9 protein-coding genes are annotated in these 13,381 nt (G+C 48.4%); 6 read left to right on the top strand and 3 right to left on the bottom strand.

Annotated features, from left to right (window positions below; translation table 11 throughout):
• Window positions 1-1,097: TonB-dependent receptor plug domain-containing protein (locus tag ACXAFR_RS25220; RefSeq protein WP_475182415.1), on the bottom strand; the 1,097-nt coding region annotated here is incomplete at its 3' end.
• Between the two features lie 706 nt (window positions 1,098-1,803).
• Window positions 1,804-2,391 (bottom strand): TetR/AcrR family transcriptional regulator, encoded by a 588-nt coding sequence (locus tag ACXAFR_RS25225; protein WP_475182417.1) that lies wholly within the window; start codon window positions 2,389-2,391, stop codon window positions 1,804-1,806.
• 310 nt (window positions 2,392-2,701) lie between these two features.
• On the opposite strand from ACXAFR_RS25225, the gene ACXAFR_RS25230 reads away from it, so the two are divergent.
• From ACXAFR_RS25230 to ACXAFR_RS25255, 6 genes are all read left to right on the top strand, one after another.
• Window positions 2,702-3,997: a TolC family protein gene (locus ACXAFR_RS25230; protein WP_475182419.1), complete on the top strand. Its 1,296-nt coding sequence runs from the start codon at window positions 2,702-2,704 to the stop codon at window positions 3,995-3,997.
• The gene (locus ACXAFR_RS25235) at window positions 3,987-5,159 is read left to right on the top strand and encodes an efflux RND transporter periplasmic adaptor subunit (RefSeq protein ID WP_475182421.1); all 1,173 of its coding nucleotides are present in this window, start codon (window positions 3,987-3,989) and stop codon (window positions 5,157-5,159) included. The genes ACXAFR_RS25230 and ACXAFR_RS25235 overlap by 11 nt, the downstream gene beginning before the upstream one ends.
• Window positions 5,084-8,296 (top strand): efflux RND transporter permease subunit, encoded by a 3,213-nt coding sequence (locus ACXAFR_RS25240; protein WP_475182424.1) that lies wholly within the window; start codon window positions 5,084-5,086, stop codon window positions 8,294-8,296. Before ACXAFR_RS25235 ends, ACXAFR_RS25240 begins: the two co-directional genes overlap by 76 nt.
• Window positions 8,297-8,390: 94 nt before the next feature.
• A complete protein-coding gene (locus ACXAFR_RS25245) occupies window positions 8,391-9,182 on the top strand; it encodes a hypothetical protein (protein WP_475182427.1) in 792 nt (263 codons plus the stop codon).
• A 2-nt stretch (window positions 9,183-9,184) separates the two neighbouring features.
• Window positions 9,185-9,982 (top strand): MipA/OmpV family protein, encoded by a 798-nt coding sequence (locus ACXAFR_RS25250; RefSeq protein ID WP_475182429.1) that lies wholly within the window; start codon window positions 9,185-9,187, stop codon window positions 9,980-9,982.
• Between the two features lie 91 nt (window positions 9,983-10,073).
• Window positions 10,074-10,961: an alpha/beta hydrolase family protein gene (locus ACXAFR_RS25255; protein ID WP_475182430.1), complete on the top strand. Its 888-nt coding sequence runs from the start codon at window positions 10,074-10,076 to the stop codon at window positions 10,959-10,961.
• Between the two features lie 119 nt (window positions 10,962-11,080).
• Here the strand turns inward: ACXAFR_RS25255 and ACXAFR_RS25260 are convergent, their stop codons facing one another.
• Window positions 11,081-13,198, bottom strand: coding sequence for a TonB-dependent siderophore receptor (locus ACXAFR_RS25260; protein WP_475182434.1), 2,118 nt, complete (start codon window positions 13,196-13,198; stop codon window positions 11,081-11,083).
• Between the last annotated feature and the right edge of the window lie 183 nt (window positions 13,199-13,381).

Consider the following 13,381-nt stretch of genomic DNA (forward strand, 5'->3'; position numbering starts at 1 on the left):
GATAGCGGGCCACTGATCCGCAATCCGGTAGCTAGGCTTTCACGTTCCAGGTAACTGATACCCAGGCTACTACCGGAAAGTGAATAGCTGTTGCCGTCTTCAATGACATCTCCAGACCAGACATAATTCCCTGACAAATCTTTTATATAACTGCTGGCATTGTCGGCATTCGTTTCCCGATTTTCATAGGCAAGGTTGAGCAGGGCATCCCATGCACCAAATTCATAGCCGAGCTTTAATTTATAGTTATCTGTAACGGCATTTTCTACGCCTGTGTCTCCGTAGTAAATCACATCACGGGAATAGGCATCTGTACCGAAAATTCCGCCGGTAGCGGTAGCTTGCTGATCGTTGCTGGAGGAGCTTGCGTAGCGAAAACTTTGTGGTTGGGAGTCGGCGTCAAGGTGGTTCACTGAAAAATATGCGCTAAGGTTACCAATCTTATTGCCGATGGAGGCAAATCCTTTAAAACCTTGTGTTTGGTCGTCGTAGCCGTAGGCTGAAAAATCTTGGGAGAAAACGGTGCCGTCGACGTGCATTTCAAATTCTTGAGGAATAGCTGTTTCGATCTCAATAACGCCACCCATCGAGTTGCCACTATATTCGGCAGAGAAAGGTCCGTAGATGATCTGTGTTTGAGCAATTTCGCTTGCTGAAACCATAGTCCAGCGTGGGGCGCCACTCCATCTAGACTGCAAAAAATAATGCAGGGGCACGCCATCGGCAAATACCATACTTCGAGATGTCTGGAACATGCTTGCCCCTCGAATCCCTAATGTACCGTTGCTGTCTCCAATATATCTTCGTCGAACTATAAGGCTGGGCTCATATTTTACTAAATCTTCTGTCGTTACCTGGTTTATTGCGGTTAAATCCTCAGCACGGATAACACTTATAGGGTTGGTATAACTTGCGGCGCGACTGTCTATGGGCTTGCTCCACACCGTCACTTCTTCGATATTCTCTTGTTCTGTTTTTTTGATATCGGTTGTGCTTGAGGCATGCGTATGTTGACCACCCCAGGACATACAGGAAATAACAACTGAAAGTAGAGTGGGTTTCAAAATTTTTCCGTTAGGCGATTTTCCGTAAAGCACCGGGTAAAATCCTTATCCAATTGAGTGCGTGCGGATTGTACGGAAATTTAACGAATGGCCTATGTGACAAATTGTCACAGGGTTACGATGTTTGAAGTCGTTGAATGAGGTGGATTCAATCTTGGGTTGGCGGCGTCGAGAGTGGCGCGGCCATGGAATTTCCGTTCAGTCACCAAACTTCGCTTTCGATAAATAATAGGGCGATACATCTATTGCAAGAGTATGAGCTGCCAAGATAAGCACTGGAATAATGCGTCTGTGGATGGGTTGTTCCGAAGCTTGAAAAAAGTGTATGCCGAGTAGTGATTATAAATTTCAGTTCTGGTGGGTGTGGTTATTGGTTGATGTTTCATAAAGCACTACAACCGTTGGTATCCTCATTCTATCAATGGTGAACTCCCACCGGAAGAAACGTCCGGGTTTCAATCCTTGTAGCATCAGGGTAGGAGCAAGCCGGAGATACACTCTACGTACTGTCGTGTATTGTAAAAACTGCTCCTCTCAGTAAGGAGCATATACCAAGGCCTATGAGTTGTAGGTTCCCTGGCTTCAAGTAAGCCGTTTACTGCCAAACCAATTAATAAAGGGGATTGAATTTCCAGTCAGGAGTCGATAATAACCTCTGTGAGCGCAAGGTATATTAGGCATTTGTACTGGCGTACCAGAACCAGTCGGCTCAAAGGTGCCTGTTGCGTTTTGCTGCAATTTATTTATCAATGACAAGATCAATATACTGCTTAAACTGTTTTTTCGCAGTGCGCACAGAGTACTTTTTGTTAATCACACATTTCAATGCCGCATTTTCTACAAATGACATAATTGCCAGAGCTGTAGTTTCAACGGTTAATGGGAGTTGAACTCGTTGGTCTTTGCTGGCGTTTTCTAGCTTTTCTGCCAAGCTCCGCTCAGCATTATCTAGGGTGACGATAGACATGATTTTTTCGTCACGTAGCGCCTCTGAAAGGATATCGGTATACAGCAGTAATTCCGCTTTATTGGCGATTTCCTTAATAATCTCTCCGCCGATTTCCTTCAGCGTCACCTTAAAATCCTTGGCGTTGTCGAGAAGGGCAAAGGCCTCGCCAATCTGCTGGTCGTCGGCTTCTATAAATGCCTCAATCAGCGCCTCCTTATTTTTGAAATAGCGATAGATATTTCCCAAGCTCATATCCGCAGTGCTGGCGATATCTCGCATGGTCGTATGCGCAAGCCCGCGAGCGACAAAACACGTTTTAGCCGCGCTCAAAATACGCTCGTTTTGCTGCTCCGCTAACGCTGATTTTCTGTCAGACACTCTTTAACCCCACCATTTCAAATTATTTACGCATTTTTGTGTGAACGTTTTTTAAATTATGTATCCGGATGGCTAACAGGTCAACACAAAATGAACGTTTGTTCATTTTGTGTTGACATCAAGAACTGGAGTGCCAATAATGCGGTGAACAAACGTTCATTTTTTTGAGTGATTACCTATGAAAGGTCTAGTGCTAGGAGCTGATAGTCTGTACTGTAGGTCTTCGCGACTCTGTCTTATACCTGTTGTGTGCTGTTGTCTGTTCGCCGGTTGTACTGCAATCCAGCACGCCGAGAAGGTTGATCATGCTATGGTCGCTCGAAGCGAGCGGACGCTTGATAAAAAAGCCCCGTCTTTATTTGCTGCGCTCGAAGGGCAGTACAAGGATCAGCTCTATCGGTATATCGCTGAGGTTCTGCATCATAATCCCGATTTGAACAATCAAAGAGCGTCCATAAGAGCGGTACAGCAACGAGTATCCGCAGTGGCAGCTATACGGCAACCTCAACTGCAGTTTTCGGCCACCAACTTGCGTGAAAAATCGCCATTAGATCATTCTGTTCAAAACACTCGTGCGCTGGGACTAGAGGCCAGTTGGACGCTCGATCTATGGCGCCAAATTGGTGATGAGAAAGCCGTCGTTCAGTTATCAGTTTCACAGCAATATGAAACTTTGCGCTGGTCGTCTCGACTGATGGTCGCACAGGCCATAGATTTGTGGTTGGCACATATTGCCTTATCTGGTCAGCGTGGTCTGCTTGAGCAAATGGTACAGATACAGTCTCGTATTGTCGGTGTCGCTAAGCGCCACTTTGCTGTCGGGGTGATGGATTATGAAGCGCTACTTACTGAGCGGCAATCCTATAGTACGTTTGTGCAATATCAGCAAACACTGGATCAGGAAATTAAGTCCACTGTTTACGCAATAAATGTATTGCGTGGTGCTCATCCGACGACTCCAGTGTTTGTTAATTTCCCCAGTGTGCTGGTTTTGCCAATAGAACTACCACAAGCGGTGTCGGCAGCCGCGTTGATCAATCGACCGGATATCCTCAGTGCCTATGCCGAACTGCAATTGTTTGATCGACAGACGCGCGTAGCGCACAAAGCACTGCTACCGCAACTCACCCTAACGGGTACTGCGCTTAAAGAGTCGATGACGTTTCCACAAGCGCTGGATGAAAACGTGCTGTGGCAACTGTTGGGGGGCATTACGCAACCTATTTGGCGGGGGGGTGAACTGCGTGCCCGTGCTCGTGCGGCTACGTATGAGGCGGAAGGCGCTTGGTGGCGCTATCAGCAAGTGGTCATCCAAGCTCTACAGGAAGTGGAAGATACCTTAGTTCTGCAAAGTAGCGAGTTCCAAAAAATCCGCGTACAGGAGAATGTTGTAGCGAGGCAGTCTCAGCTTCAACGAATCAGGCTGGAGGAGTACCTACGGGGTGACGCAGGCGTGATCGACCACTTTCAGTCTGACTTGCAACGTCTGCAAGATGAAACACAATTGCTGCAACTTCAGTGGCGTTTTTTACAGTTACAAGTGAGCTTAGCTCTGACATTGGGGGAGCCGTTGGAACAACTGGGGGGCGATTTGAATGCCGGTTGATGCGCCTACGGTAACTATATCATCACGGTCCAATTTCCAACGGAAATGGCTGTTTGTTGCGGTGTTGTCTTTGCTTGCGGTTTTTGCTGTGTTAATTGGGATGGTTGATTCGTCGGATGTGTCCCAACGTGAGGTTGATGTTATACGGCCAGTGGTGCCGGTAGTGCCGGTGAAATCGGGTAGCCACATTGGTTATGTCGAAGCATTCGCGCAAATAGAACCTCGTTGGCAAACCACTTTGCGCGCACAAGTCGATGGAAAAATAATTGAAATGAGTCCTTTAACGCTCGTGGGGCAGCGAGTCGCCAAGGGTGATCTGCTGCTCGCGATAGAAAGTAGGGAATATCAAGCACAGCTAGATGAGGCACAGCAAGACTTAGCGCAGACACAGTTGCAATTATTGCAGGAGCAGCAGCGTGCACAGCTAGCGCTTGAAGATTGGCAGCTGTCTGGAATTGGGGGACAGCCATCATCGTTGGTCTTACATACGCCTCAATTGGATTTGGCAGAGAAGTCGGTAGTAGCAGCCAAAGCCCGCGTTAACGCAGCCAGGCAACAACTGAGCTACACCAAAGTACGCGCTCCGTTTTCCGGGTATGTGCGTCAACGTCAGGTGAGTTTGGGGCAGGCAATTGTCGCCGGTGAGTCTCTGTTGGAATTAATTGGGGACGATGTGCAGGATATTGTTGTTTCACTAACGGAACGACAATGGCGCTTGCTGGGTGCTTCCTCGGACCTTAATGATTCGACCATCGTGGCAAGCTTGCATTCGGATTCCGGCAATCGGCTTGCGTCCGCTGTGGCGCAGAGAGGCAGTGCCTATGTCGATCCCGAAACCCACCAGTATCAGCTCTATTTAACAGTGGACTCGGCCGACGTTAATTTGCCCTCGGGTTTGTTTGTGCAAGTGCGATTACCTACGTTGCCTGCGACACATAGCTTGGAACTGCCTGAGGGCAGTCTGACCCAGGAAGGGTATGTTTGGTACGTGGACGAAAATGACCGCCTGCGGCGATTCAAAGCCGACCTACTGTTTTATCAGCACGGGCGTCCAATAATTGCAGCACCGGATAATTTGACGACAAGGTGGCGAATAGCGACGCTGCCTTTGGCATCATTTTTACCGGGCTTGTCGGTGACCCCAAAGCAGGTTATTCGCTGATGACCGCTTTAACGAACTGGTTTATTCGCAATCCGGTCGCGGCCAATTTAGCCATGTTGCTTATTCTGTTAGGTGGCACACTCACTCTGTCGTCGATGAGAATTGAAGGCTTTCCCAAGCTGCCTGCGGATACCATTACTATTCAAACGGTCTATCCTGACGCCCATACCGAGCAGGTTGATGAGCATATCACCCGGAAAATCGAAGAAGCTCTAGAGGGGCTGCAAGGGGTACAGGCGGTGCGCTCTACCTCATTAGAGAGCCTGTCGATCGTTGAAGTGATTAAAGTCGAAGGCTATGACCTGCAACGCTTACTGGAAGATGTTCGCTTGCGTTTGGATGCGGTTAGCCAGTTGCCCAGCGAAGCGGAAAAGCCGGCAATCAGTCGCAATGAGTTTGATTTCCCTGCACTGTATGTGCAGCTCTATGGCTCTGCCGATACGGATACACGACAAAGTTTATTTCGCGAGTTAAAGGAGCAGGTGCTAGCACTACCGGAAGTGTCGCGGGTAAATACCTGGGGATTAAAAACGCCAGAAATACGAATAGAAGTGCAGCCCTTTGCATTACAAAAGTACGATTTAACCGTAGAGATGATTGCTGAAGCGATTGCGAAATCGTCGTTGTTGTATAAAGCCGGAGAATTAAATGCAAAGGATGGCACATTATCGATTCGTGCTGACAGCCAAGCCTATTATAGTGGCGACTTTGCTGATATTACCGTCTATGAACGGAATGATGGCGCAGGTATTCGTCTTGCGGATGTGGCTAAGGTGATCGACGAGTTTGAAGACACTGATGTTGTTGTGCGCTTTAATGGCGAGCCTGCCATCGGCATGGAAGTACTGATTGGTCGTAAAGAGAATCTGTTGGAGATTGCAGATGCGATCAAGGTAGCGACCGCAGAATTTTCCCGACAACTTCCAGAGGGTGTGAGGTTAAGCGTTTGGGGGGATGCCAGTTATTATATTGGCGAGCGTTTGGATTTGTTAAAAAAAAATGCCTTGCAGGGACTGGCTCTCGTGTTTGTCATGCTCGCACTTTTTCTAAATATCAAACTTGCCTTTTGGGTGGCGCTGGGTGTACCTATTTCAGTGGCGGGCGCCATTGCTGTCATGGGGTCGGATTGGATTGACTATTCCTTTAACGATGTCACTACCTTTGGCTTGATTATCGCGCTTGGCATTTTAGTCGATGATGCGGTTATCGTGGGTGAAAGTGTTTTTGAACAGCGTAAAGTAATCGCTGACCCGATTAACGCTACTGAAAAGGGCGTTAAAGTTGTCGCTGCAGCCACTGTCTTTGGTGTGCTTACATCGGTCGCCGCTTTTTACCCGATGTTGTTAATAGATAACGCCCTGGGTAAAGTACTGGCCAGTTTTGCGGGCGTAGTAATATTGGCATTGCTGTTTTCTCTGCTGGAAAGTAAGTTTATTTTGCCCGCACATCTGGCGCAATTGTCACTGTCAGAATTGGTGAATCCAAACGCGATTCAGCGTCTGTGGTCGCGTATTCAGCGAGGCTCACAACAAGGCTTACGTACAGTTCGCGACGATTATTACCAGCCGCTGTTGCTATGGAGTCTGCACAATCGTTATGCCTGTTTAATCCTCTTTGTTGCATTAGGGGTGTTTGGCCTGGGGTTAATGGGGTTGGGAAAGATCCACACAGTGTTTTTCCCTGATGTTCCAGGGCAAATCATTACCGTCAACCTGGAGATGGATGCCCGCGCTCCTTATCACAAGCTGCTCGACTACACCCAAAAGCTTGAATCTGAAGCACATCAACTCAACGCGCATTATACAGATCAGTTCGATCTTAGAACTGCACCTATAAAGCATGTCTTAGTTGTCGCGGACGGTATGTCTTCTGCTGAGGTGTACGCCGAGTTAAGCTCGGTAGCCGACCGCCGCCAGCAAGGTTTAGGCACGTTGGACATACTACAAGCATGGCGACAAGGTGTCGGCCAACTGGACGGAGTTACCAAACTGACCTTCACGGGATCGGAGGATGTCGGCGGAGGTTTTGAGATTAAATTACTCAGTAAAAACCTGCACAGCCTGCGGCAAGCGAGTAACACCTTAAAGGAAACCTTAAACGGTATACAAGGTATTGGTCATATCAGGGATAGCTTAAAAGAAGGCCAGCCGGAAATCTTTCTGCAATTAAAGCCGCAGGCGCGACATCAGGGGTTTACTGAAGCTGATTTGGCGGTTCAAATCGGGCAGCGCTTTGGCGGTGCTGAAGTACAACGCTTGCAACGCGACCGTCAGGAAGTGAAAGTCATCGTTCAGAATTCCACCAGTGCTCGAACTTCTCGAGCGGACTTACTCAACACAAGGCTGCGTAGTCCTCAAGGTCACTGGCTGCCTTTATCCGCAATAGCAACTATTCAATTTCGATATGTCGCCGAGAGCATTGTCCGTGATAACGGGCGGCGAGTTAATAGCATAGAAGCCTTTATCGACAAGCGTGCGGTCTCGCCTACGGAAGTCATTCAACAGTTACGCAACAGCATTTTTAGCGAAATTAAACAACGCTTTCCTGATGTGGCCATTCAATTGGGAGGTGAGTTGGAGCAGGAAGGTAAGATCAAGCAGGGATTGGTTAAAGCGCTGATTTTTACGGCGGTATTGATTTATACCTTGCTGGCAGTGCCGTTAAAATCCTATTGGCAGCCTCTGGTTATTATGTCAGTCGTACCCTTCGGCCTAGTGGGTTCGGCGCTGGGGCATTGGTGGATGGACTTACCGTTTAGTGTCTTTTCTTTCTTTGGCATGTTAGCGCTGACTGGCGTTGTTGTAAACGACTCGTTGGTGATGATGACTCGCTACAATCAGGCGCGGGAGGAAGGTAAGCCATTTCAAGGGGCTCTGATGTCCGCTGGCGTAGGACGTTTTCAGGCCATTTTCCTGACTACGGCCACGACCGTTGCGGGATTAATTCCACTATTGAATGAAACATCGGAGCAAGCGCAATACCTGATTCCTGCTGCAGTGTCTTTGGCTTTTGGTGAACTGTTTGCCACAGCGATTACTCTTTTGCTCGTACCAGTGGTTATTGCTATTGGCAACGACTGTTATCACGGATTTAAACCACGGAAGGAAAAGCACAATGCGTTGTCGAAATTACGTTAAATCAGTCATAGGGTGGGGGTTACACGCTATATTCGCGTTCGTAATTTCTTTGCCTGTGACGAGTTTCGCCAATGAGAATTCGAACGAATTATCCTTGGCGTCAACCGCTAAGCCGAATACTTTTGAGCTGAGTTATACCCTATCGTCAGAGGATAAAGCGATTGGAAGCTCTCGTCTGCAAATTAGTCGCTACGCGGATGGAGCCTATCAATTACGGGAGTATACACATATTCACACCCAAGGATGGTGGGGGGAGTTGGATATTCGTAGCGTTAGCGCAGAAAAACATGCCACTGACGGACATTTGGTAAGTGTGGATAGGAAAGCATATGACGGCGACCAGGTGGTATGGACGCAAGCGAATACCAAACTGAATGAGCTGTGGCTTTCCAGAGCGAAGGTTGAGCATATAGAGAAGCGTGAGGAGCAGGCCTTAATGGAAATAGCCCTGATTGTGTTGGGACATATTGCTCCGGAGGCGGTAGAGGCGCTTACAATATCACAGTCCCTTATTGCTGAACCAACACCCAAACCAGAAGCGCTACGTGTACTCCATAAGGCGTTTGACTCGGATTTCAACAATCTACCTTTTTTCTGGGCTGATCGACAGTACAGCTTACCGACATTAATCCGTCTACTGGATCTCGATACCTTAACTATCGAACAGTACCAGGTCTCTACCGCGACGAAGACAGGTTGTGATTCCCTAGGTAGGCTAGGAAAATGTCAGTTTTATACTTTGGAAGTCGTGGATTCATGGTGGAAAAAGAGTGCGCCACTCAAGGTCTGGCTTGCTGAAAATGCACAACAGATGCCGTACTTTTTACGCGTCGAAGGCTCGGATGAAGATGGTCCTTTTCTAATGGAATTTGAATCAGGAGATTAGTCATGTACAGGAATAAAAATAGGCAAACAAAAACGGGGGCTCTTATTCTGGCTGCTGTGGTTTCTGTTCCCAAGATATGCGCACAGACTGTGAATGATGTCCAGCTCTGGGAATGGGCCGTCGGCGTAAAAGTCGCAGACTATCCGAACTATGTGGGTTCTAAGAACAGCGAGCTCTTGGTGCTACCACTTGTTGAAGGGTACGTGGTCTTGGGAGAAAGTATGACGTTCTTTTCCAAAGATTTTAACATCGGTTTGGATTGGCAGCTTACTCGGCCAATCAGCGCTGGTTTACTGTTGGCCGGTCGCCCTGGAAGAGATAGTCGTGATGGTAAAGAGCTTGCTGAGATGGACAACATTGACGATACCCTGGAGATTGGTGCATATATCGCTTGGAACATCCATCCAACATTTTCTGTGGATCTCGCCGTACTAAGTGATATGGATAATACTTACGAAGGCTGGATGGCAGAATTGACGGCCAGTTTGCGCCAGATCGCTATTAGCGATTCGCTTGCGGTTGTGACCAGTGCGACACTGACCTACGGCGACGCAGGGTTCAACGACACCTATTACGGCGTCGATTCCAATGAGGTCAGCGCTAATCGGCCGGTGTACGATGTCGATGCGGGTGTTAACCAGGCAAAACTCTCCATAGAGCTGCAATATAATCCCTTTATAAATTGGCGGCTAACGGGAAGTCTCGACCTTTACCAGTTGTATGGTGATGTTGAAAACAGTCCAATCGTGGACAGGAAAACGCAACTTATTCCGACCTTTAGCGCCAGTTATGTTTTCTAAAACGCTCATATCCGTTCTATTGATATTAATTGCCTGTAGGCCATTGTGCAGTCAGGCTGAAACACTTGTGTTTAGTGGCGCAGGAAATCAGTTGTCTGCTCACTACCTTTTGCCAGAAACACGGTCGAAGCCCAAGGGCGTTATCGTGTTTGTCCACGGTGATGGCGCTTTGGCTTATGATGCTGAAGGCTATTACATACCAATTTGGGATCATTTACGACAACAGGGTTTTGCAATATTTAGCTGGGATAAACCCGGCGTGGGAGGTTCCAGCGGCAACTGGCTTGATCAGTCCATGGCGGATCGCCAGAGAGAGTTGCGTGCGGCGATCAAACTTCTGCAGCAACAGTACGGTTATCGAGGTCAGCAAATTGGTCTGATGGGGTTTAGCCAGGCGGGGTGGGTTGTGCCGGCAGTTGCATCGAACAACCCTAATGTTGGTTTTGTGATTGGCATTGGCTACGCCATTGACTGGGTGAGTCAGGGTGAATATTTAACCCGTAAGCGTTTAGACCGGCAGCAGGCTAGTAGTGAGGTAGTCAGTCAGAAGATACGGGATTATCGGCGGGAAGTGGAATTGTTTGCCGGAGATGCAAGTTATCAGGAATATCTAAAAGAAATCGACCCAAACGAAAAAGCAGTGTCTGAAAAACGCTTTGAATTTATTCGTAAAAACATTCGATCTAATGCCCTGCGAGATTATGAAGGAATTAATCAACCTGTCCTGATATTGCTAGGAGAATACGACCTGAATGTTGACGTATACAATACTAAGTTGGCGTTAACCAAGGTGTTCGCCGCGCAGAGCAATCTAACACTTGGAATCATTGCTGATGCTAATCATGGCTTGTTGAAAAAAAACCATTTTAACGAGCAAAATCCAGGATTGTGGTACTGGTTCAAAATGGTGTGGATGGAAGAGAGTGCATTTGCGAGTGATTTTCTACCGACACTCAGTGAATGGCTGGAGAAGCTCTGATATGCCAAATAACGAGTTCAGCAGCCTGTTGTAAAGTCTTGAGATGTCTTTAAATCTACAATGAGAATCGAATAGGCAGCCGGCAATGAGGCCACGGCTGCCGTATCACCTATCAATGGCTAAAAATCCACCTTAAGCTTTAATGCGGCCGTGCGCGGTTCACCGATACGCAGTCCGCCGTACGAATCGGAAACCGCCCAATAGCTTTTGTCGAATAGGTTATCCACAGTGCCGATCAATGTCAGCTGCTGGTTTCGCCATTGCGTTTGATAGCTGAGCCCGCCATAGAAGACGGTATAGGAGGGCAGCTCCCAGGTGTTGGCCGCGTCGAGTGTGGCGCGACCATGAAATTTACCGCCAACATTAATGCTTAAACCGGGTAACGCGGCGACGTCGTAGTTGCTCTGTAAACTGAATTGCTGATCGGGTGCGCCGGCAACGTCGTTACCTTCAGTCGCATCATTGGTTTTTTCGTATTGGCTATCAAGCCACATCACTTCGCCGTAAACCGAAAAGTTTTGGGTGAGAGTTAGGGCAGCACTAACTTCCAGTCCCTGATAAATTTCCTCTCCATCTTGCACTAAGTAGTTATCGGGCGTGGCGATTTCTGCGCCGCGCTCTATTCGAAACCAGGCTGCTGTCGCTGACCAGCCCAACCCCGCGGCCTTAATGCCCGCTTCATATTGCTTGGTTTCCAAAGGGGGGAGCAGTTCATCTGCGTTGGCATAGGTTTCTCCAACCGTTGAGATAGCACCTTCAAAGGATTCGACATAACTCGCGTAGACAGACATCTGCTCCGCAGGTTTATAGATGACTGCTGCGGTTGGACTGGTAGCACTGTCGTCGTAATCGGAATGAAACGACGAGAAGTAGCTGCTGGGGGTGTGCTCAATATCTGTTGAGCGTAACCCCAGCATAATGTCCCACTGTTCGTTCACGGATAAGGTGTCGCTGACAAATACCGATGTTTGTCGATCACTCCAGGCCATTGCCAGTCGGTTGGGCAGAGTAGAGTGATAGGTGGGTAGGTCCACATCTCGATAGAGGTTGTCGACGCCATAGCCAGAGGTTACCAGTCGATCTGGGTCGTTGCGGTAAGTTGTCGCTTTTTGCTCGGAAAACCCAACGACCAGCTCGTGAGTGATGGGGCCCGTTTCCACGATACCGTTCACCAACCCCTGGTATTGGCGATAGCTGACATCGAAATATTGATCATACAGGGAGATATTGATATCCCCTTGGCTGTTTACCAGGTAGGCAAGGGTTTTAACCCAGCGGGTTTCATTTTTCGAGTAGTCGTATTCCAGTCGAGCGTTCCAGTGGTCGTTGATTTCCCAGTTGAGACTGGTGAGCGCGACCAGATTTTTGTCGTCGTCGAACGTCCCATCGACGGCAATGCTGCGACTGCCATCGACGGATTTCGGGAGACTGTCTTCACTGGCCATGGAGTTGCTCATGGTTGTCCAGGAGTTTTCTGTGCGTCGATCGTTGTGAATCAGGTCGACCTGCCATGTGAGCGAGTTCGAGAGTTCTGCATCAAAGGCGATCGCTGCTGTCTTACGATCTATTTTCCCGTTTTCCAGATAGGAGTCGCCTTCTTCCTTAACGAGATTCAGTCGAACGCCGTATTTTTGTTGATCCCCTAGCCGGGTGGATGCATCCAGGTGGGCGCTCAGGACGCTGTCGCTTCGCGCTCCGATATCTATGCTTAACAGGTCTTCTACTGGTGTTTTGGTGACATAGTTAACAATGCCGCCTGGCACGCCCATGCCGAACATAAAGCCGGCAGCTCCCTTAAGCAGTGTCACCTGCTCAAAGGCTTCGTAGGGGAGTTCCCCGCTGAAATTGTTTACCGATAGCCCGTTAATTTTAAAGCTGTTCGTGTAATCAAGTGGCAGGCCACGCACGCGTACTGTCGATCCAAAGGTGCTGTAGGCGCTGCCATCAACAGAGACAGAGGCCTCGCGACTGAAGAGGCTGTCGAGGGTGTTGACTTGCCGAATCTCCATGTCTTCCAGTGAGATGACATCGACAGAAAAGGGCGTTTCCAGAATGCTGCGTTTGCCGAGTGCGCCCGCATCACTTTGAGCATCCAGTTCGGTAATTTTATGCCCGACGACGGTAACCGTTTCGATACTCTCCGTAGCACCTATCGCTGCGGTTGTTTGCATCATAAATAGACCAATGCCCCCAACCATTGCTGTTAAGTGCTGATACTGTTTTCTGCTTTGCTCCATGACGGTTTACCTCTCCTTGTCGTTAAATACCGTTGCCTGGCGTGGAAAATGAGTTTTGCCGGCTTCAGTAACCCTGCATACAGTAATAATAATAATTATCATTTGCAAGGTTTGTGGTGCTGAAATACCCTCGATGAGGCTGTGTATGACAGGAGGCTGGCCAAAGTGGCGCTTAATGATTCC

Source organism: Pseudomaricurvus sp. ABR4_320 (assembly GCF_056159445.1).